18 protein-coding genes and 1 tRNA gene are annotated in these 19,973 nt (G+C 60.2%); 8 read left to right on the forward strand and 11 right to left on the reverse strand.

The window, feature by feature from the left end:
* Positions 1–24 precede the first annotated feature (24 nt).
* Both RBB49_RS02640 and RBB49_RS02645 read right to left on the reverse strand, forming a co-directional pair.
* On the reverse strand, positions 25–1,422 hold the full coding sequence (locus tag RBB49_RS02640; protein ID WP_306141105.1) for a sigma-54 dependent transcriptional regulator: 1,398 nt from the start codon (positions 1,420–1,422) through the stop codon (positions 25–27).
* Complete coding sequence (locus RBB49_RS02645; protein WP_306141106.1) at positions 1,419–3,206, reverse strand: ATP-binding protein; 1,788 nt, start codon at positions 3,204–3,206, stop codon at positions 1,419–1,421. Before RBB49_RS02645 ends, RBB49_RS02640 begins: the two co-directional genes overlap by 4 nt.
* A 160-nt stretch (positions 3,207–3,366) precedes the next feature.
* Here RBB49_RS02645 and RBB49_RS02650 point away from each other — a divergent pair, with 160 nt between their 5' ends.
* The 3 genes from RBB49_RS02650 (at position 3,367) to RBB49_RS02660 (ending at position 8,680) form a co-directional block, all read left to right on the forward strand.
* Entirely contained in the window at positions 3,367–4,200 is an 834-nt protein-coding gene (locus RBB49_RS02650; protein WP_306141107.1) for a universal stress protein, read from the forward strand.
* A 135-nt stretch (positions 4,201–4,335) separates the two neighbouring features.
* Positions 4,336–7,062: a bifunctional acetate--CoA ligase family protein/GNAT family N-acetyltransferase gene (locus RBB49_RS02655; protein ID WP_306141108.1), complete on the forward strand. Its 2,727-nt coding sequence runs from the start codon at positions 4,336–4,338 to the stop codon at positions 7,060–7,062.
* Between the two features lie 73 nt (positions 7,063–7,135).
* The gene (locus RBB49_RS02660) at positions 7,136–8,680 is read left to right on the forward strand and encodes an MFS transporter (protein ID WP_306141109.1); all 1,545 of its coding nucleotides are present in this window, start codon (positions 7,136–7,138) and stop codon (positions 8,678–8,680) included.
* Between the two features lie 12 nt (positions 8,681–8,692).
* On the opposite strand, the gene RBB49_RS02665 is transcribed toward RBB49_RS02660, so the two are convergent.
* Complete coding sequence (locus RBB49_RS02665) at positions 8,693–10,360, reverse strand: thiamine pyrophosphate-binding protein (protein WP_306141110.1); 1,668 nt, start codon at positions 10,358–10,360, stop codon at positions 8,693–8,695.
* A 479-nt stretch (positions 10,361–10,839) separates the two neighbouring features.
* Positions 10,840–11,220, reverse strand: a complete 381-nt coding sequence (locus RBB49_RS02670; protein ID WP_306141111.1) for a hypothetical protein — start codon at positions 11,218–11,220, stop codon at positions 10,840–10,842.
* A gap of 124 nt (positions 11,221–11,344) precedes the next feature.
* Here RBB49_RS02670 and RBB49_RS02675 point away from each other — a divergent pair, with 124 nt between their 5' ends.
* Positions 11,345–12,883: a bifunctional aminoglycoside phosphotransferase/ATP-binding protein gene (locus RBB49_RS02675; RefSeq protein WP_306141112.1), complete on the forward strand. Its 1,539-nt coding sequence runs from the start codon at positions 11,345–11,347 to the stop codon at positions 12,881–12,883.
* 52 nt (positions 12,884–12,935) lie between these two features.
* Here RBB49_RS02675 and RBB49_RS02680 read toward each other — a convergent pair whose 3' ends face one another.
* The 3 genes from RBB49_RS02680 to RBB49_RS02690 form a co-directional block, all read right to left on the reverse strand.
* A complete protein-coding gene (locus RBB49_RS02680) occupies positions 12,936–13,256 on the reverse strand; it encodes an AzlD family protein (RefSeq protein ID WP_306141113.1) in 321 nt (106 codons plus the stop codon).
* Positions 13,249–13,950 carry an AzlC family ABC transporter permease gene (locus tag RBB49_RS02685; protein ID WP_306141114.1) on the reverse strand — a complete coding sequence of 234 codons (702 nt, stop codon included), beginning with the start codon at positions 13,948–13,950 and terminating at the stop codon, positions 13,249–13,251. Before RBB49_RS02685 ends, RBB49_RS02680 begins: the two co-directional genes overlap by 8 nt.
* A 224-nt stretch (positions 13,951–14,174) precedes the next feature.
* A complete protein-coding gene (locus RBB49_RS02690) occupies positions 14,175–15,002 on the reverse strand; it encodes a sulfite exporter TauE/SafE family protein (RefSeq protein WP_306141115.1) in 828 nt (275 codons plus the stop codon).
* A 180-nt stretch (positions 15,003–15,182) separates the two neighbouring features.
* On the opposite strand from RBB49_RS02690, the gene RBB49_RS02695 reads away from it, so the two are divergent.
* The 3 genes from RBB49_RS02695 (at position 15,183) to RBB49_RS02705 (ending at position 17,294) form a co-directional block, all read left to right on the forward strand.
* Positions 15,183–15,749, forward strand: a complete 567-nt coding sequence (locus tag RBB49_RS02695) for a DUF3291 domain-containing protein (protein WP_306141116.1) — start codon at positions 15,183–15,185, stop codon at positions 15,747–15,749.
* Positions 15,750–15,874: 125 nt separating this feature from the next.
* Complete coding sequence (locus RBB49_RS02700; protein WP_306141118.1) at positions 15,875–16,579, forward strand: pirin family protein; 705 nt, start codon at positions 15,875–15,877, stop codon at positions 16,577–16,579.
* A 409-nt stretch (positions 16,580–16,988) separates the two neighbouring features.
* Positions 16,989–17,294, forward strand: coding sequence for a GNAT family N-acetyltransferase (locus RBB49_RS02705; protein ID WP_306141119.1), 306 nt, complete (start codon positions 16,989–16,991; stop codon positions 17,292–17,294).
* Positions 17,295–17,350: 56 nt separating this feature from the next.
* Here the strand turns inward: RBB49_RS02705 and RBB49_RS02710 are convergent, their stop codons facing one another.
* Complete coding sequence (locus RBB49_RS02710) at positions 17,351–17,833, reverse strand: hypothetical protein (RefSeq protein ID WP_306141120.1); 483 nt, start codon at positions 17,831–17,833, stop codon at positions 17,351–17,353.
* Between the two features lie 160 nt (positions 17,834–17,993).
* Here RBB49_RS02710 and RBB49_RS02715 point away from each other — a divergent pair, with 160 nt between their 5' ends.
* A complete protein-coding gene (locus tag RBB49_RS02715; RefSeq protein WP_306141121.1) occupies positions 17,994–18,215 on the forward strand; it encodes a hypothetical protein in 222 nt (73 codons plus the stop codon).
* Between the two features lie 170 nt (positions 18,216–18,385).
* On the opposite strand, the gene RBB49_RS02720 is transcribed toward RBB49_RS02715, so the two are convergent.
* From RBB49_RS02720 to RBB49_RS02730, 3 genes are all read right to left on the reverse strand, one after another.
* Positions 18,386–18,462, reverse strand: a tRNA-His gene (locus RBB49_RS02720).
* 176 nt (positions 18,463–18,638) lie between these two features.
* Positions 18,639–19,160 carry a phasin gene (locus RBB49_RS02725; RefSeq protein WP_306141122.1) on the reverse strand — a complete coding sequence of 174 codons (522 nt, stop codon included), beginning with the start codon at positions 19,158–19,160 and terminating at the stop codon, positions 18,639–18,641.
* A gap of 315 nt (positions 19,161–19,475) precedes the next feature.
* The gene (locus RBB49_RS02730; RefSeq protein ID WP_306141123.1) at positions 19,476–19,862 is read right to left on the reverse strand and encodes a phasin; all 387 of its coding nucleotides are present in this window, start codon (positions 19,860–19,862) and stop codon (positions 19,476–19,478) included.
* Positions 19,863–19,973 lie beyond the last annotated feature (111 nt).

Genomic DNA, 19,973 nt, shown 5'->3' on the forward strand with positions numbered 1-19,973 from the left:
CACGCTTCGTCGGCAAGTTTTCGCTCAGCTCTCCGGAAAATCGGCTGCGCCGGACTGATCCCGCGACAAGCCATGACGGGCCATTTTCTCGTTGAGTGTCCGTCGAGGGAGGTTTAGTTCCCTAAGGACATCCGCAACGCGTCCCTTGTGCCGACGGAGCGCGCTTTCGATCAGACTGCGCTCATAGTCGTCCACAAGAGCCTTGAGACCATCCGCCCCTTTCGGCGCGGCAAGCCCCTTCTGGCCTGTGACCAGAATTTCCAGCGGCTGCGGGCTGACACCCGCATTCAGGACAAAACGCTCGGCCGCATTGCGCAGTTCGCGGACATTGCCAGGCCAGGGGTACGTCTGCAGAAAAGCTTCGTCACGCGCGGAGATGTCCGGTGTGTTCAGCCCGTACTGGGCGGCCAGCCGGTTCACGAACGTATCGAACAGAAGCAGGCAGTCGCGTCCCCGCTCGCGCAATGGCGGCACGTGGAGTTCGATGGCATTCAGACGGAACAGCAGATCTTCGCGCAACCGGCCAGTGCTCACAGCCTCGCGCGGATCGAGGTTCGAGGCACTGACAAGACGAATATCAACCTCGACAGCTCTGGCACCGCCGATCCTGTCAACCTTGCGCTCCTGAAGCACACGCAGCAACTTGGGCTGCAGCGCGAGCGGCATCGATACGATTTCATCCAGAAACAGAACGCCCTTGTGTGCTGTTTCAATGCGGCCGATATGCTGACGGTCGGCACCTGTGAAGGCCCCGGCTTCATGTCCGAAGAGTTCTGCCTCAACCATGGCTTCCGGTAAAGCCGCCGCGTTGATCGCGACAAACGGTCCATCCTTGCGATTGCTGAAATCGTGGAGCGCCTGGGCGATCACTTCCTTGCCGGTTCCCGTTTCACCGGTGACCAGGACAGCGGCGTCGGTCTTGGCGAAATGCAGGATCTGCTGGCGCAGTGTGTGCATTGCCGGGCTGTTTCCAATGAGGCGGCTTTCAAGACCCGCCCCGTCGGAAAGCTGTTTCCTGAGCGCCCGGTTTTCGATGACAAGCGCCCGCTTGTCCGCGGCGCGGCGCACGACCTCGGCGATGTGATCCGGGTCGAAGGGCTTTTCGATGAAGTCGTAGGCTCCGGCCCGCATCGCCTCAACGGCCATCGGCACATCGCCGTGACCGGTGATGAGCACAACCGGCAGATCGCCGTCAAGCTCACCGATCCGCCGCAAGAGGGACAGTCCGTCCTCTCCTTCCAGCTTGACATCGGAGACAACGCAGCCGTCAAAATCCGGGGCGAGCCTGGACATGGCATCGTCGGCCGTTGCGACTTCCACCGTGGCGAATCCGGCAAGGCGGATCCATTGCCTGAGTGCGGCCCTCATGGAGGGATCGTCGTCAACGATGAGAACCTTGCGGTTATCCGGCTGTCCCGTCATTCTGCGGCTTCGTTTTCCAGGTCAAGTGACAGATCCGTCCGAAGCGTGTCACTGTCCACGGCGGGCAGTTTCAGCTCGAACACAGCTCCCTTAGGCGCATTCGCGCTGACGGACAAGCTGCCGCCAAGGTCATCGGCAAGGCGCATGGAAATCGCAAGCCCCAACCCCATGCCGCCGGAACTGGTCTTGGTGGAGAAAAACGGATCGAAAATCCGTTCCATGAGATCGTCGGGAATGCCCGGGCCGTTGTCGGATATCCTCAGGACGATCTCGTTGCCGGCAAGTGAGGCTTCCAGCCGCACAAAGCCATCGTCCTCGCCCGCCGCCGCATCGGCACCGTTGCGCAACAGGTTGACCAGGATCTGTTCGACCCTGAGCGGCGCGGTTTCCACATCGAGATCCGTCCCGGGCAGATCCAGTCTCAGGACGACCCCGGTCTCCTCAAAACGTGGACGGGTGATCTTCTCCGCGGCCTTGACGCTTTCCCTGAGATCGATCTTCTCGATGCGGCTTTCACCCGGGCGCGCGAACCGCTTCAGCTCCTGGGTCAGGCTGGCCATGCGAAGCTGAATGGAATCAATTTCTTCGAGATTTTCAACGGCGGTCGTGGTGTCGCCCTTGTCCAGAAACTTGCGCGTGCCTGCAACGAACATCCTGAGCGCTGCAAGCGGCTGACTCAGCTCGTGAACGACCGCCGCCGACATTTCCCCGACCGCCGCAAGACGGTTGGACCGGGCGAGCCCGCGCTGTGCCTCCAGAAGCTCACGCTCGACGCGCCGGCGCTCCTGTATCTCGCCGACGAGGCGTGAATTCAGTTCCTTCAGGTCCGCGGATTCCTGTCTCAACTGGACGGATGTCTTGCGCAGCCGCCTGCCGCGCAGGACCAGCAGGATAATCGCGTAAACCAGACACAGAGCGATCGCGACAGTCCATATCGGCAGGACGCTCTTGCGGGTCTCTTCCAACGGAACCAGAAAATGAAGCGTCCATCCGAGCAGCCCGACATCCGCAGCGTTGTGCCGGAACACATTGCCGTCGATGGTCAAGAGCTTACTCCTGCTGACCGGCTGGTCACTGACGGGGTCCAGCTCCTGCGTGGCGTACTGACGGGTCGTGTCAATCGTCTCCCGGACCTCCGACGGCAGTTCGGCAAGCGTTCGGTAGCGCCACTCCGCGCGGCTGGAGAGGAAAATCACACCGTTTTCATCGGAAGCGAAAACCGTCTCGCCACCTTCGGCCCAGGCCGCCTCGAGCGGTCGCATGTCGACCTTGACGACGGCAACTCCCGTCGGCGTTCCGGACACCGGTGTCGGTCGCGACAGGAACAGACCGGGTTCTCCAAGGGTCGCCCCGATTGCGAAGAACTGGCCCTCCTCTCCCTCGATCGCAGACTTGAAATAGGGACGGAAGGCATAGTTGCGACCGACAAGCGAAAGCTCGTCGCGCCAGTTGCTCGCGGCCAGGGTCGTTCCGTCCCGGTTCATCACGTAAAGAAGGTCAGCCCCGGAATTGTCGGCCATTTCCTGCAGAAACCGGTTCGCCGTCTCGTCCGGGCTGCCGGTTGCCAGCGCGGAGGTCGCGCGCGGATCGCGTGCGATCATGTAGGGCAGATAGCGGTACTTCTGATATTCGCCGAGAATCGTCTGGCGATACAGAGTCAGCCGTTCGGCGGCCTTGCGGTCGACACCATCCTCGTCCAGATCCATGAAGAGCTGGACCAGCACAAAGGCTGCAGCCAGAAACACAAGTGGCGGCAATGCCAGAAGGAGCCAGCGTTTCGTCATTGTCACGTTATCGCGTATTTTTCGGTTTCTTGCCAGCGATCGTACATCGCCCTTCTTTGTGAAAGAAAAAGATTGATACGCGTCAAGGACGCGGTTCAAGTGGGTGCAATAGTTTTCGATCAGTGTCCTCGCGCTGAACGAGCGGCCGAAGGAGGGAAAAATGCCCATCAAAGACATACTCACCATTCTCGACCTTGCAGGGGATCAGCCTGCATCGAAATACGCATTGGAATTCGGCCGGACGCATGATGCGCACGTGACCGGGCTCGCCCTCGCGTTCGAGCCTGTCGTGCCGGCTTTCGCGGCAGCCCCGATGCCGGTCGACTACATGCAGGCGGCCCATGAGCAGGCGATCGCGGCGGCGAATGAAGCCAAGAAAGAGTTCGACGAACTTGCGCGCCTCGCCGCCGTCAACAATGAGAGCCGCATAGCGGAAATCCTGACCGGCGGCCCGCTGGAAAACGTGCTTGTCCATTGCAGACCGACCGATCTGGTCGTGATCGGGCAAACCAATCCGGACCGGCCCGAGCCGATGCGGGAGCTACTCATCGAAACGGTCCTGTTCGAAAGCGGTGTGCCTGTCCTGCTGGTTCCCTATATCGGCAGCAGCGCCTTCCAGCCCAAGAATGTGCTGGTCGGCTGGGATGGCAGTTCGACTGCCACACGGGCCATTCACTCGGCGCTTCCCGTTCTGGAAAAGGCCGACAACATCACCATCCTGGTGATCGAAAAGCGGGCGCGACCGGATCAGGGCCAGCCCGGCGCGGACGTTGCCAACTATCTGGCGCGCCACAACATGAACGTTACGGTCGAGGTGGTCACCAATCCACAAACGGGTGTCGCCGACGCGGTGCTCAACCAGGTGTCAGACAACGGCCACGATCTGGTTGTCATGGGGGGCTACGGTCACAGCCGCATGCGCGAATTCCTGTTCGGCGGTGCGACGCGTGAAATCCTGGAAGCGATGACCGTACCCGTGTTCATGGCACACTGATCTATCCTGTTTAGACATGGTCCCGCGGATCGGCTGCAAATCGGTCCGCGGGACACTATTTTGTCTTAAAACTCGGCTAGCCATCACCTAGGCTGCGATTGCGATTCTGTTGATCTGTGAAAAGGCCTTTTTCCCGTGACCATTCGCAATCTAGAAGGTTTCTTCTCGCCGACATCCATTGCCGTTCTCGGCCCCAGCAGGCACGCCGGCCCGGTTACGGACAGACTTCTGGAATGCCTGCAATCCTTCGAACCTGGTCACGCCGTTTCCCTAGTCGGAATAGAGGCGGATGTTCCACTCGCCGGCCCCAGATGCACGTCGCTGGACGATCTGCCGCAATTGCCGGATCTGGCCATTTATCTCGGCCGCGCGGAGGCGCTTCCAAAGACGATTGAAAAGCTCGGATCAGGCGGAACGCGCGCCATTCTGATCCCCTCACCCGGTTACGAAACCTGGCCGGAAGACCTCATGCAGGCGTGCCGGGAAGCCGCACGCAAGTTCAATCTGCGCCTGATCGGACCGGGAACGCTCGGCATCGCCGTTCCCTCGTCCGGTCTCAATGCGCTGCTCAGCGCGGAAACACCGTCGCGCGGCGATATCGCGTTCTTTTCCAGGTCCAGCGCCGTGCTGAATGCGACGCTTTCCTGGGCAAAGACCCACAATACCGGGTTTTCGTCCGTGGTCTCACTTGGCGCGCGCATCGATGTCGATCTAGGCGATCTGATCGACTATTTCGCGCAGGACTACCGTACACGCTCCATTGTCCTGCATCTGGAAGGGATTGCTTTTCCGCAGAAGTTCATCTCCGCAGCCCGGGCAGCTGCGCGCAGCAAACCGGTAATCGTTATCCGGTCGGGCAAGAGCCTGGATACCGGGGGATCGGGCCGCACCCATGCCGGACGGCTGGCCACCACCGATCTCGTCTATGAAACCGTGTTCCGCCGCACCGGTCTCCTGCGCGTGTTCGATCTTGACGAGATGTTTGAGGCGCTTGAAACGCTGTCGCATATACGCGTCCAAAGATGCGACGAGATCGCCGTGATCTCAAACGGCCGCAGCCTTGCCAGTCTTGCCGTCGACCGGTTGCAGGATCTTGGCGCGCAGTTTGCCAAACTCGGCGAAGAAACCAGAAAACAGCTCGAACCGGTGAGCCGTACCGCTACCGAAAACGACACAAGGGCTGCAGCCGGGTCGGTGATCCTGAGCGAAAGCGCCACGCCGGACCAGATCTCATCGGCCATAACGACAGTCCTGAAAGATCCGTCCGTCGACGGCGCGGTCGTTCTTCAGGCGGCCGGTGCATTCACACCGCTGAAGTCTATTGCCAGGGCGGTGATCGACGCCTCTGCAGCCGACAGAAAGCGGACAGGCAGGAAAAAGGCGCTTGTCGCCGCCCTGATCGGAAGCGACGGCACCATCCGGGCGGAACTGACGGCGGCCAAGATACCCAATTATGCCAGCCCGGCCGAAGCGGCACGGAGCCTCATGCACCTGGCGCATGATGCACAGGCGCGCGCCTTCCTGATGGCCGTTCCGCCGAGCCTGCCGACAAGCTTTTCGCCGGATGTGGCGCGCGCACGGGCCATCGTTGAAACAGCCCTTGCCCAACACAGGAGCTGGCTTGATCCGGAGGACGTCTGTGAAGTCTTGAAGGCCTATCAACTGCCGATTATGGAAACCCGGATGGCCGTGACGGCCGACCAGGCGGCGGAGCTGTCGGCAGGATTTTTCGAGACCTTCCGGCATTGCGTGGCAAAGCTCGTCTCCCCGGATCTGCCCTTCAAGTCGCGGATCGACGGTGTCCGGCTCGGCCTGGACCATCCTGAAGCGGTGCGTGCCGCTGCGCAGGAGCTGATCGAAAACACCAAACGAGACTATCCGGGCGCAGCGGTCGCGGGCATCTCCGTTCAGCCGATGCTTGAAGACCGGCACGGGATGGAACTCTATCTCGGGCTTGCCGAAACGCGGGAATTCGGTCCTGTGCTCGTGTTCGGCCATGGCGGGACATCCATCGAGGAAAGCCGGGACATCGCGCTGGAGCTGCCGCCGCTCGATCTGAAACTGGCGGAAGCGCAAATCGACCGGACCCGGATTTCAACACTCCTCTCCGGCGGCCCTTCGCGGCCTGCCCTCGACAAGGATGCGCTGGCACAGGCCCTGGTCAAACTGTCGCAAATCACCATAGACATTCCCGAGATTCAGGAGCTCGATATCAACCCGATTGTTTCGCTGCCGTCCGGGCTGATCGGCCTGGATGCACGCATGACGCTTTGTCACCCGGAAAAGCGTCCGGGACGAACCGGTGCCTCGAGGCTTGCCATTGCCCCCTATCCCCAGGAGTGGGAACAGACGCTCACGCTCAAACACAATCGCAAGGTTTTCGTCAGGCCGGTCCGGCCCGAAGACGAGGACCTGTTCAGGACGTTCTTCGAGGCGATCACACCGGAAGACCTGCGGCTGCGTTTCTTTGCGCCCGTCAGGGATTTCAGTCACCGGTTCCTGTCACGGCTTACCCAGCTTGACTATGCGCGCGCGATTGCGTTTACCGCCATCGACCCGGACAGCGGAGATCTGCTCGGCGTCGTTCGCCTTCACGCGGACCCCGATCACCAGACCGGCGAATATGCCGTCATGGTGCGCTCCGACCTCAAGGGCGCCGGCCTCGGCTGGGCGCTCATGAAACTCATCATCGGGTACGCCAAAGTGGACGGGATCCAGACCATCAAAGGCGAAGTCCTGAAGGAAAACACCTCGATGATCTCCATGTGTCAGGCGCTCGGGTTTACGGTCGGAACTTCGCCCGACGACCCGGGCATTGCCCTGGTGACACTGACTGTCGGCGACCTGCCGGCCGACGTCTGAGAACTGTCTCTCGATTTCCGATCCGATTTCGGCTTACTGTGAAGCTGCACGGAGCTGCCGGAGGGGACCGAATATGGACAGCAAGGCAAAGCGGATCCTGGGAGCGGTTTCGATACCCTCCTTCATGATCGGGACGGACTTTACCGGAGCCATGCTGCTGGTAACCCCGATCGAACAGGAATATTCGGTCGACATCACGACCACGCAATGGGTTCTGAATGCCTACGCGCTCACGCTCTCCATGGGTCTTGTTGCGGGCGGACGGCTTGGAGACCTGCTCGGTCACCGGCGCTATGTGCTCATCGGCCTCGGCATCTTCTTTCTCGCTTCGCTCGGCTGCGTTCTTGCGCCGGATGTCAACACGCTGATCTTTGCCCGGGCCGCCCAAGGGGTCGGCTCGGCGCTCATCTGGCCGTGTATCCTGGCGCTCGCGGCCACCTCGGTCGAGGAAGACGAACGCGGCAAGGCCATGGGCATCCTGATGGGGACGGTCGCAGCGGGAAACGTGCTCGCACCCTTCATTGCCGGAACACTCTCCGCCCTCGGAGACTGGCGCGGCTTCTTCGTCTTCAATGCCATCTTCGCGGTGATCGCCGCCGGCCTGATCTTCCGTTTCATCGACCGCGAAAAGGATCACGCGACCAACGAAGCCGTCGATGTGACCGGGATGGCCGTGCTTGCGGTTGCGGTCTTCTGTCTGCTTTTTGCCCTGGACACCGGGGCCGACAATGGCTGGCTGTCGGTTCCCACCCTGCTGCTTCTGGGCGGTTCCATCGTCTTTTTCATCGCCTTCCCCTTTGTCGAACAGCGCGTCAAGGACCCCATGATCCCGCTGTCGATGATGCGCAACCATCAATTCGTGCGAACGCTCGCGCTCAACGGCCTTCCGGCTGTCGTCCTGTTCCTCTGCCTGCTTTACCTGCCCCAATACATGCAGAAGGTGCTCGGCTGGTCGATCTTCTGGAGTTCGATGGGCATGTTGCCTCTCGCTGTCGTTCTGGCGACGATGAACCTTCTGGTCGGCAACTACTACAACGCCATCGGACCTCGAAAACTGATGGCGGCGGGCAATTTCTGTCTCATTCTCGGCTGCGTCCTGATGCTGTTCCTGCAAACCTCCTGGGGCTATGCGGCGCTCATTCCGGCAATGCTTGTCGTCGGGCTCGGCGGCGGGCTTGTGTTCGGACCGGCAGGCACGGCGGCCGTCAACGCCGTCGGTGCCAAGGGCGCGGGGCTCGCGGGCGGCCTCTCGTTCATGTTTCATCTGGGGCTCGGCGCGATCGGCATTGCCTGTGCAACGGCGATGATGTTCATCGCGGCGATCCGGAAGGTCGAAGCGGTGACGTCAGCCGCCAGTGTCAGCCTGCCCGCCGGAGACCTGCGCGTTCTGGCTGCCGGAACACTGGAAGACCCGGCCGTCAAGGCGATCACGGGGCGTTTTTCAGGCAACGAGGCCGAAGCGGTCACGAATGCCGTCCGCGAGTCTTTCGCCACGGGCCTTCACGCAGCCTTCTGGTTTGGCCTTGCCGTTGCGATTGTCGGTCTTGTCGTCGCGATCAGCATCGATGAAAGCAAGCTCAAAACCGACGCTCCGGAAGAGGAAGCGGCTGAAATATGACTGCAAGTTCCGTCAGCGATCTGCCTCGGCCGCACGTCGCAACTGGCTCAGCGTCGCTGCCGGCGTGATCGCCTCGGGATCGAGCATCAGATGCAGGATTGCAGGTTTGCCCGATGCCCTTGCGGCAGCGAAGGCCGGACCGAACTCTGCCGTCGTTTCCACGCGCGCGCCGAACGCGCCGTAGCTCTCAGCCAAGGCGGCAAAGTCCGGATTGACAAGACGCGTAGCGGACGGGCGTCCGGGATAGGTCTTTTCCTGGTGCATGCGGATCGTGCCGTACATGCCATTGTCTATGGCCAGCACGATGATGTTGGCCCCGTCCTGGCAGGCGGTACCGAATTCCTGCATCGTCATCTGCAGGCAACCGTCGCCGGCAAAACACACGACTTCATTTTGCGGAAACATCAATTTGGCCGCGACCGCCGCCGGCAATCCATAGCCCATGGAGCCCGATGTCGGCGCTGCCTGTGTTCCGTAGCGGCGGAACCGGTGGAAGCGATGCAGCCAGGTCGCGTAGTTTCCGGCCCCATTGGTGCAGATGGCATCTTCGGGCAGGTTTTTCTCCAGCCAGTCCATTACGCCCGACATCTGCAACCTTCCGGGGATCTCGGGCCGCGCGCCGGACCAGTCCAGGTAGTCCTGGTGCGCGTTCTCTGCCGCACCTGCCCAACGGATCTCGTTCGGCGGCTGCAAACCTTCGGCAGCCTTGCAGAAAGCGGTCGGGCTGGCATTGATGGAGAGATCGGCACGGTAAACGCGACCCAGTTCCTCCGGGTCGGGGTGCACATGCACAAGGGTCTGGTCCGGGGACGGAATCTCCATAAGGCTGTAGGACTGGCTGGGCATTTCGGAAAGCCGCCCTCCCACCAGCAAGACCAGATCGGAGGCCTTGATCCTGGCGAGCAGCTTCGGATTGATGCCGATGCCGACATCGCCGGCGTAGTTCGGATGCAGGTTATCGAACAGCATCTGGCGTCTGAAGGAGCAGGCCACCGGCAGGTCGAACCTTTCCGACAATCGTGTGAAGGCCTCAACAGCACCTTCCGACCAACGGCTGCCGCCCAGAATGGCAATCGGCCGTTCCGCTGCCCAGAGCCGCTTTTGCAGATCGGCCATCTGCGTCAGTCCCGGATAGGTCTCCACCTGTTCCCAGGCCGGGGGCTGTGCAACCGTTGCCGTCTCGACAAGCATGTCTTCGGGAAGCGCGAGCACAACGGGTCCGGGCCGGCCGGATGTCGCGACATGAAACGCGCGCGACAGCATTTCCGGCACCCTGTCGGCCTGGTCTATTTCAGCAACCCATTTGGCGATGCCACCAAACATCTGACGGTAGTCGATTTCCTGAAACGCCTCGCGCTCGCGCATGCCGCGCTCGATCTGGCCGATAAACAGGATCATCGGGGTGGAGTCCTGCGCGGCGATGTGAACGCCTGCCGACGCGTTGGTTGCGCCCGGGCCGCGGGTGACCATGCAGATGCCGGGTTTGCCGGTCAGTTTTCCGTAGGCATCCGCCATCATCGCGGCACCGCCTTCCTGGCGGCAGACGGTCACCGGAATGGAAGCGTCATAGAGCGCGTCGAGGACAGCCAGGTAGCTTTCGCCCGGTACACAAAACACCCGTTCGGCCCCGTGCCGCTCCAGCGCGCCAACCAACAATTCTCCGCCGGTCTTCCGGTCCATGTCACCCATCCTGATGCTCTTAGGTTCAGACGTTCATTCTATAGCGTAAGAAAGAGAATGCTGTCAGAGCCTAAAATCAGATTTATTTGAAATAGGGTCATTCCAAAACGGATTGAAAGGAGGCCGCTGGACAAAATATGACACGAAATTGCCGGTGGAGAGCGTGTGACGGACGGGGTCCGACCTCCCCCCGTCGACATGCCGTGACGCTGCCGCTCAACAGGCCTCCCGCGTGGAGATCGATCGGCATGGATTGCAGGGTCAGGCCCTGCAATGACCCACAGTGGGAGAGGTCCTCAGACAAACCACACATCGTTGGTCATGCCATGGCTCGACCATGGCATCCATGCCGTGACGCTGCCGCTCGACAGGTTTCCCGAGTGGAGATCGATCGGCATGGATTGCAGGGTCAAGCCCTGCAATGACGCACGGAGGGAGAGACGGCCGGACGGAAGGAATGGCCGTCGGTCGCTCGGCTATCAGACTGGCAAAACCGTGACGACCTGGAAGGTGTGCATGTCGCCGTCCTCGTCCTTGATGGAGACATATTCGCCGGGGTTGAAGGCATGTGCGCCGAAGCGGTAGCCGGCTTCGTCGTCGTCGTCACCGTCAATGTCGTAGTGGAATGCCCAGGACCCGCCGGGGCGATGGATCAGATGTCCGATCTCCTCTTCCTCGGCACCCCAGAAGCGGCGCACGCGGCAGTGATCGCGCTCCTTTTTCCAAAGCGCCGCATCGATGTGACCCGTTTCGTCAAGCGGTGCCGTAAACTCGTATCCGTGCCTTGCGGACCCTTGAGGAAAGTCGCGGGTTCTTGCCAGATTCAGCCTGATCTTTTTCAGCGCCGGATAGTCAGTCATCGATTCCTCCTGTAAAGAACTTCGGGCCCATTCTTGCCAATTCCCCTTTGTGCACATTGAGAAGAATCAAACCGCCAGAGCATTGCTTGGGGCAAAGTCGCCAAGCCTCGTGACAGGACCGACCATGGATCAATCGCAAAACAGTGTGTTTCATTTCTTCGAGGGCATGGCATCGGACGCCCCGAACACCCCGGGCTTCGAACGGATAGACACCCATGCCAACGTGATCTTTCTGATCGGCGACATGGCCTACAAGATCAAACGCGCGGTCAGGTATCCGTTCCTCGACTACTCGACGCTGGCGTTGCGCGAAGAGGCCTGCAAGGCGGAAATCACCTTCAACAAGCCGAACGCGCCCCGGATTTACCGGGAAGCCGTTCCCGTCACGCGCGCAGCGGACGGACGCCTTGCGCTTGACGGTACCGGTGAAACGCTGGAGTGGGTTGTCGTGATGAACCGCTTCAAGCGCCAGGGTGAACTGGACATTCTTGCCGGCAAGGCGCGGTTTTCCGATGCGCTTTCCGACCAGCTTGCAAGGATGATGGTCGCGGCGCACGAAGCTGCGTCCGAGCGATCGGGGTTGGTTTTTTTTGACGAACTGACAAGCTATGTCGAACAGAACGATGCCGCCTTTCACGAGCATCCCGATCTTTTTCCCATTGAAGAGGTGCGCCACCTCACCGAACGGTCCAGACACGTGCTCGATTCGCTTCGAGAACTCATCGAGAAGCGCGGAGAGATGGGCCTCGTGCGCCGTTGCCACGGCGATGCGCATTTGCGCAATATCGTCCTGATCGACAACGAACCGGTTCTCTTTGATGCGGTCGAGTTTTCAGACGCGATCGCAACAGGCGATGTTCTTTATGATCTTGCCTTCCTGCTCATGGATCTATGGGAGCGCGGACAATCCAGATCGGCGAACCGCGTCTTCAACCGCTACCTGGACCTGAGCCGGCTTGACACGCATGCCGAAGGCCTTGCCGCACTGCCGTTCTACCTGATGATGCGGGCTGCGATCCGCTCGAAAATTGCGGCGAGCGCCGCCCTGGCCCAGAGCGATCCCGCACAGCGCGACACGCAAAAAAGCCTCGCCCGGACCTATTTCGGTTTCGCCCAGTCGTTTCTGGAGCCATCCCGCCCGGACCTCGTTGCCATCGGCGGGTTGTCTGGAACCGGCAAGACGACCCTTGCCTACGAACTGGCGCCCGACATCGGACGCGCGCCTGGCGCACGCGTTCTCAGGACGGATGTCATGCGCAAGCGGTTGCTCAACATACCCGAGCACGAGCCAGCGCCCAAAGACGCCTATACGAAGGAAGCGTCAAACCGCGTCTACGCTGAAATCGACCACGCCATCCAGACCGTTCTTGCAGCGGGACATTCCGCGATCTTCGATGCAGTCTTCGCATCGGAAAACGAGCGCGACAAGATCCGGAAGATTGCAGGCAGCGTGGAGGCGGGCTTCACCGGACTTTGGCTGACCGCACCTGGCGACACGCTGAAGGACCGCGTTTCCCATCGCTCCGGCGATGCATCCGACGCGACCACCGCCGTGGTCGATACGCAACTGGGTTACGACATCGGCGATATGACCTGGGTGAAAATCGACGCGTCCCAAAGTCCTGAACAGACCGCCGAATTTGCGCGCGAGGAGCTTCCCTAATGCGGTGAAATTGAAATTCGCCTCATTGTTTCAGCGACTAGCACCACCGCGATCAGATTCCGCCGGCGCGCAGCGCAGCGGCTGCGGCAGCGGCACAGAAGACGGCGATGTATTCCTTCTTCATCCTGAGCTGGGCAGCGACCGCAACGATGATGCACAGCCCCACGACAAGGCCGCCCTGCAAAATGATCGGCAGGATCGTCGACACGATGATTGCGCCGGGCAGCGCTTCCAGCCCGCGCCGTATCCTGGGCGTGACGTTGACGCGCCCCATCACCCAATAGCCGCCAGCGCGAAGCGCATAGGTGACCGCCGCCATTCCGAGAATGGCGAACAGCACCATGGTGTCGGCGGTAAAGGCGCCCTCAGTCATCGAGATAAGCCCCCGCGATTGCACCTGCGAAGGCACCCGTAAAGATGCCCCAGTAGCCGCCGAAAAGCGCCCAGGTCACCCACGCGACCCCGCCGGCGATCGCCCAGCTGTATGTTTGCCGTTTGCCCTTCCACAGGGGCACGAGCAGGGCTGCAAAAAAGGCGGGCAGAACCAGGTCCAGTCCAAAGGTTTTCGGATCGGAAATGAGGCTGCCGGCGAAATATCCCGGGATCACAGACAAGGACCACACCGCCCAGACGGTCAGCCCGCTGCCGAGATAAATGCCCCAGTCCCGCTCCCCCTTGTCATATTGCGCCAGCGTAAGCAGCCAGTTGAGATCGGTCAGGAAAAACAGGGCCGGATAGGTCTGATGGCCGGGCAGTTGCCCGAGCCATGGCCGGAGACTTGCCCCGATCAGAAGCATGCGCATGTTCACCGCAGCCGTGACCCCGATCATGGCAATCAGGGTGCCGTGATCCAGCGGTTCGGTGAAAATCTCCATGGCGACGAACTGGCTTGCCCCTGCATAGACAAGCGAATTCATCAATATCGTTTCAAGAAAGGTCAGACCCTTTTGCGCCGCGACGGTGCCGAAGACGGCCCCAAACACGATGATGCCGGGGAAGACCGGCACACACATGAGAGCGCCCCGAACGCAGCCCTTCAGGCTGAGGGTGACATTTTTTTCAAGCATTTCCGACCAAGACGCGTTTGGAACAAGCCCAAATGAGGCAGAGCACTATCGCGGCAATTTCGATTTTGAACCAATGAAAGCTTTTGATCCAAGTATCACGGACGTTTCTGCCAGGGCCAGATCTCTTTGGACTGATACGCACTCACTAGACGAAAGCGGCCTGGTTCTTCAAGGCGCAGAGCGCAGCGGGATAACGGGTCAGTTCCGCTACGCTCTAGAGGGTTTCAGAAAAAAACGTCGTAGATCATGCGCAGTCCGGTGAAGCCGAGGAACAGCGCAAAAACGAGTTTCAGCTTCGACGGATCGATCGCGTGGGCGATCCGCGCACCGAGCGGGGCCGTCAGGGTCGAGGCCGGTATGATCAAAAGGAAGCCGATCAGGTTGACGTAACCGAGGGACAAGGGCGGCCTGCCGTCGAGATCGAAACCGAAATAGATCGACAGCAGGGTTCCGGGAACGGCGATGATCAGACCGATTGCAGCCGCGGTGCCGACGGCCTTGCGGATCGGATAGTTGAACAGCGTGAGCGTCGGCACGCCGAGTGTTCCGCCGCCGATGCCCATCATCACCGAGATGCCGCCGATCAGGAAACCGAGAACCTCGCGGAACGGCGATCCGGGCAGCTTTTCTGCAAGATGCGATCCTTCTTTTCGAAAGATCATGTTCGCCGAAACGGCAAGGGCGACAATGCCGAAGACCAGGGTCAGGGCTCCGCCTGAGATATTGCCGGCAAGCGTGGCACCGGCCAGAACGCCGAGCGCGATTGCCCACCACCAGCGCTTGAGAAGCTCCATGTCGACGCTGCCGCGCTTGTAATGCGCCCGCGCGGAGGACGCGCCGGTTGCCAGGATTGTCGCCAGCGAAGTTCCAACCGCAACATGCATCAGGACGGACGGGTCGATCTTCAGCGCGGTGAACATGTAGTAGAGCACCGGAACGATCACGATGCCGCCGCCGACGCCGAGCAGTCCGGCGATGATGCCCGCCACCACACCGGTGGCCAGAAGAGAGACCGCCAACAGGCTAAGCGAAACGAGGCTGAGATCTTCCAACTTTACGTCCTTTCAAGAGCCGATGAACCGGATCACCGGCATGCAACCCGTTGCTTTTAAGGCAAGCGGGACCGGTTTTGCCAGCCGGATCGCGCAACAAATGGTTCCGAAGGGCAAAGAAGCGCTTGATGTGCCCCCTGTTTGCGGACAGTGTGCAACGCTGAGGGATCGGGAGGGGACATGTTCGAACACTGGCTCGCGCTTTACACCTTCGCGCAATTCCGGACGCGCGCGGACGATCCGGTCAACGACGAATTCTTCAGCAGCGAACCGGTGATCTGGGCTGCGATGGAGCGCGCAGACGGCTTCATCGCGCGGGCAGGATACGAGGACGAGCCCGGCACGGAGATCTGGGGCGAACAGGTTTTCCCGAAATACTGGACCGACAATGGCGACGGATGGGCGCCGTCGACGATTTCGCTCTGGCAGGACCTGGAATCCGCGCTGGCCGCCGTCTACCGCGGCGCCCATGCCGACATCATGCGCCTCGGGCACCTTTTTCAGAGCGATACCGCCGATTATCCGCCCTATGTCCTGTGGTGGGTGCCCAAGGAGCATCAACCGGACTGGGACGAGGCCGTGGAGCGCCTGGAACTTCTCGGCGATGACGGACCGACCGCAGAGGCATTCACGTTCAAGGCTGCATTTTCCCCGGGTGGCAAACCGGTTACCGTTGACACCGACCGGTCCCGCGCCATCGCGGAACACAATCGCCTGCGCGCGGACCTGCCGAAATCCGTTCAGTAGCGATTGTTCAAAAATCGATGACTAATCGTCAAATTTCCAGGCGATTGTCTGATGGGTGATTCATAACAATCTTAGACCCAACAGCGCACGGCTTGGCCGTGCCAAAGTTGGGAAAGGATTGACACATGAACCAGATCTTACGTCCTTCGGATGCACGCGGCGATGCCGATTTCGGCTGGCTGAAAAGCAAGCACACCTTTTCGTTCGGCTCCTATTTCGATCCGAACCATATCGGCTTCGGAGCCCTGCGTGTGATCAACGAGGACCGGGTCGCGCCGTCCGGCGGGTTTCCGACCCATCCGCACCAGAACATGGAGATCATCTCCTATGTCGTTTCCGGCGGTCTGGAGCACAAGGATTCGCTCGGGACCGGCTCGGTCATCCGTCCGGGCGATCTTCAGCGCATGAGCGCCGGCACCGGCGTGCGCCACAGCGAATACAACCACTCGGCCGCGGACCCCGTTCACTTTCTGCAGATCTGGATCGTGCCGGAAGCCGACGGTCTCGCGCCAAGTTACGAGCAGAAAGCGTTCCCGGAAAGCGAGCGCCAGGACACGCTCCGGCTGATCGGATCGCGCGACGGGCGCGAGGGGTCCGTGGTCATCCATCAGGATGTGGATCTCTATGCATCTCTTCTGTCCGCGGACAAAAGCGTTGCCTTCGACGTCCAACCCGGTCGAAAGGTCTGGCTGCAGATCGTCAAGGGCAAGATCAGTGTCGACGGCCAGGCGCTTGCCGCCGGTGACGGGCTCGGTCTTCTCGATGCCGGCACGATCAATCTGGCCGCGCAGGAAAACGCGGAATTTCTGCTTTTCGATCTGGCTGACTAGGTGATGGTCTCATGAATGAGGCCGAAATGGTTTGAGGCGGCTTGCTTCTAATCAAGGCGCGAAAGCGCAGGAAATGTGGCGCATTTTCAAGCCTTTCGCAACGCGGAGGAGGAGCAAGCCGGTCAAATCCGAAGGACATGAAAATGGCTTCACCCCGTGGCGTCAGGGTGCTCGTCCGGGCAGAAAGCCCGCTCCACACACCCTTCCTAACGGGATTTCGCCATTTCGCATGCCATTTCTGTCTCATTTATGGGTCCATCACCTGGTGCCAGGGAGGGGTCCTCCTCCTCCCTGACACGTCCTGTTCGATTTCACGGATAACCGTCCTTCCATGTGCGCTTCAAACTGATCCGCATCGGGGAAGACATCCGTAACAGATGCGAGCGGGGGCTCGCATCAGGAGGCAGCCATGTCCGGAACGACTTCTCCATCCATCACCCTTGAGCGCCAGGGTGCCAAGGGGCGCTATGTCGCGCTGGTCGACGGCATCGAAGAGCCCGCGGAACTCACCTTTTCCATCGTCAACGATCACCTGATCATTGCGGACCACACGGGTGTGCCCGATGCCATGCGTGGCATGGGTGTCGGCAAGGCGCTGGTGGAACATCTCGTCACGGATGCGAGAGAAAAAAAGATCAGGATTGTGCCCCTGTGCCCTTATGTGAATGCGCAGCGTCAGAAACATCCCGAATGGTCGGACGTTTTCCAGGGATAGGTACTGGACCGGCACCGGGCGTTCTCACCGCATCCGGCCTTCGCCCCTTTTCCGTGTCAGTTCCGGGGTGTTTCATCCGTTTGCATCGCGGTGCAGCCCCGGACCGACAGGATCGTTTCGGTGAGCGTTTCTCCGGCCTGCCTGAAGGCGGCTTCCGTTATGTCGGGCCCTGCAGAACCAAGGTTCTGCGCCGCGGCCTTCAAGTCGTTCAGGGTCCGGTTCAGTTCCGCGACCTGCAGGGTCAGGGCGCGGTCATCCCGAGAACCAGCCGTTTCCAGCTGGTCTACAAGCGCGGCAACCTTTCCGTCGACCGATTGCAATCGCTCCTTCAGCGCCGCCGGCGTCATCTCCAGCTTTGAGAGCGCGGCTTCCGTGACCGTTGCAGAAATCCGTTCGCTCGCCTGATCAACGCGGTTGAGCACGACGATGACCAGCACACAGGCGACAATGACGAGAAGGGCTGTCGCGTTGATCAGCGCCAGCAGCAACTGCCCCGGCAGGCGTTTCAGGCGGGTGGCAAGGGTCGGTGCGGTGGTCATTCGGCTTTTCCTCGATCGACAACGAGGGCCTTGCGCTGAACAGCCTTTAACGACGCTGCCCTCTTTGACCCATGAGGGCAACAGGCGGTGCTTCTGTCAATATCTGCAATTTTAACGAGAACACTAAGCTGAAACAAACGCTTGGCTGCTAGAACGCCCCATGACTCCACAAACGGGTTCGCTGACCATGAGACTGTCAAACATCGTCCTTTCAATCGTCTGCGTTTTCGCCGCTTCTGCCCTGATGCAAATGGGCAATGAGAAATTCGAACTCATCGTGGCCGACTACGGCCCGGCGGCACCACTCTTCATCCTTGCAACCGGGTTCTTCCTCATCATCCTCGGCATCGTGATTTTCTTCCGCGCGTTCCGGAGGGCGTGACAGCGGGGACTGAGAGAGCCGAACGATCGCCTTCACAGACTGCCTTGCGCAACTGCGAAACGGGTGAGAGCAAGCGTGGCGGACACGGAAGGCGCAGATCGCCCACGGCAAATCAGCCCGCACGGCGAACGCACAGGATCTCATCTAACAATGGTGGACATTTTTGGGAATGGTACAGACGAGTGGATTCGAACCACCGACCTTCGGAGCCACAATCCGACGCTCTAACCAACTGAGCTACGTCTGCAAAGGTCTTGAATTGGCGCGGACGATACCCGCCCGGGGCGCCATTTGCAAGGGCGTCTTCTAACTCCGTTTCCCATTGCAGGCAAGCGTGAATTTTCGGAAAAAACGGTGCTGTTGAAAAGCAAAAGCCCGGGGCAGAACCCCGGGCCGATTACCCTGCCGCAACTGAAGTGCAGCTCAACCTGATCCGTTGACCTTCAGGTCCTTGAAGGATTTTTCCATGGCTTCCTTGACCGGAGCGGAAACGTCGGTGCCGAGCTTGGTAGCCAGTTCCTGCATTTCCTTGGTCTGCGCGCTCAGAGCGTCGAACTGCTGGCGTGCGAAAGTGGACTGAAGTTCGATGGCTTCAGCAAGGGTCTTTACGGACATGATGTCCTTGATGAAGTTGAAGGTCGCATCAGCGTTGGTTTTCGCTGCGTCGACAGCCTTGTGGTTGAATTCGACAACGCCCTGGCGGGAGGTTTCGAACGTGTCTTCCATCAGGTCGGTCGCGTCTTCAGCAGCGTTCTTGACCTTGGCGTATGCTTCGCGTGCGCTCTCGATGCCTTTTTCAGTGGCTTCGCGGAATGCAGCGGGAACTTCCATTTTCGGCATCGCAAAAGCTTCGAAGTCCGGGAAAGCCGGTGCAGCAGCCGGAGCGGCCTTGGCCTTGGTAGCGCGTGATTTCGGGGCAGCTTTTGCAGTCGTTGATTCTGTCATGATCTCATCTCCTTATGTCCGGATGCGATCACTGGTGCAAATTCCATCCACCGGGTCGTGTCGCCGGCGGACCCTGTCGTCATCCGCAGACCCTACATAGTGCATCTTTTGCTGCATTGCAATATTTTTTTGCACTGCACAATAAAACTTCCGTTGGGTCCGACTGATGTTTGGGAGGCGATCGTGGCAATGAGCTCCCGACCGGAACTCAAATCGCTCACGCCGGCCAGTGCTCCCGGAACCATATGGCACCCTGCTCCGCATCCGGATCGGTGCGGAGCCTTCATTGAACCAGCCACGGCCTCGGGCAGGCGCCTATTTCTTCTGGGCGGCCTTCGCTGCATCCTGAACGGCCTTGGTGGCCGAGTTGGAAAATTCACGCGCCTGCTCGCCAAGGGCTTCCATCTGGCCGCGCAGATAGGTCTGCTGCAGCTTCATCATGTCCTCGACATTGTCGGCCTTGACCAGTTCCTGCGCGAACTTGAACGCCGCGTTGACATGCTCTTCCGCGTAAGTCAGCGCCTTCTTGTTGACGTCGGCAGCATTCGCCTGCACGGCGTTGGCACTGTCTTCGACATTGGTGACAGCCTTGTGCGTGGCACCCATGAAATCGTCAAAGGCCTTGCGCGCCTGGTCGACGCTTTTTTCCGCGAATTCGCGCATTTGCTCGGGGACTTCAAAACCGGTCTTGTCAGTGCTCATGTCAGCGCTCCTCGGATGACGGACGGGCCGGCCCGCATCTTCTCAGTAATATCCTTGCCAAAAATTCGTAACATGCAGATGGCAATCCGGCAAACAAATGGAGACAGATTA

The sequence above is a fragment of the Roseibium sp. MMSF_3412 genome (assembly GCF_030733265.1).
Lineage (GTDB): Bacteria > Pseudomonadota > Alphaproteobacteria > Rhizobiales > Stappiaceae > Roseibium.

Coding starts and splice junctions, on each gene's coding strand:
- RBB49_RS02650 (WP_306141107.1), top strand. CDS start 3,367: ATGCCCATCAAAGACATACTCACCATTCTCGACCTTGCAGGGGATCAG.
- RBB49_RS02710 (WP_306141120.1), bottom strand. CDS start 17,833: ATGACCACCGCACCGACCCTTGCCACCCGCCTGAAACGCCTGCCGGGG.
- RBB49_RS02695 (WP_306141116.1), top strand. CDS start 15,183: ATGTTCGAACACTGGCTCGCGCTTTACACCTTCGCGCAATTCCGGACG.
- RBB49_RS02640 (WP_306141105.1), bottom strand. CDS start 1,422: ATGACGGGACAGCCGGATAACCGCAAGGTTCTCATCGTTGACGACGAT.
- RBB49_RS02645 (WP_306141106.1), bottom strand. CDS start 3,206: ATGACGAAACGCTGGCTCCTTCTGGCATTGCCGCCACTTGTGTTTCTG.
- RBB49_RS02665 (WP_306141110.1), bottom strand. CDS start 10,360: ATGGACCGGAAGACCGGCGGAGAATTGTTGGTTGGCGCGCTGGAGCGG.
- RBB49_RS02715 (WP_306141121.1), top strand. CDS start 17,994: ATGACTCCACAAACGGGTTCGCTGACCATGAGACTGTCAAACATCGTC.
- RBB49_RS02705 (WP_306141119.1), top strand. CDS start 16,989: ATGTCCGGAACGACTTCTCCATCCATCACCCTTGAGCGCCAGGGTGCC.
- RBB49_RS02670 (WP_306141111.1), bottom strand. CDS start 11,220: ATGACTGACTATCCGGCGCTGAAAAAGATCAGGCTGAATCTGGCAAGA.
- RBB49_RS02725 (WP_306141122.1), bottom strand. CDS start 19,160: ATGACAGAATCAACGACTGCAAAAGCTGCCCCGAAATCACGCGCTACC.
- RBB49_RS02730 (WP_306141123.1), bottom strand. CDS start 19,862: ATGAGCACTGACAAGACCGGTTTTGAAGTCCCCGAGCAAATGCGCGAA.
- RBB49_RS02700 (WP_306141118.1), top strand. CDS start 15,875: ATGAACCAGATCTTACGTCCTTCGGATGCACGCGGCGATGCCGATTTC.
- RBB49_RS02685 (WP_306141114.1), bottom strand. CDS start 13,950: ATGCTTGAAAAAAATGTCACCCTCAGCCTGAAGGGCTGCGTTCGGGGC.
- RBB49_RS02675 (WP_306141112.1), top strand. CDS start 11,345: ATGGATCAATCGCAAAACAGTGTGTTTCATTTCTTCGAGGGCATGGCA.
- RBB49_RS02680 (WP_306141113.1), bottom strand. CDS start 13,256: ATGACTGAGGGCGCCTTTACCGCCGACACCATGGTGCTGTTCGCCATT.
- RBB49_RS02660 (WP_306141109.1), top strand. CDS start 7,136: ATGGACAGCAAGGCAAAGCGGATCCTGGGAGCGGTTTCGATACCCTCC.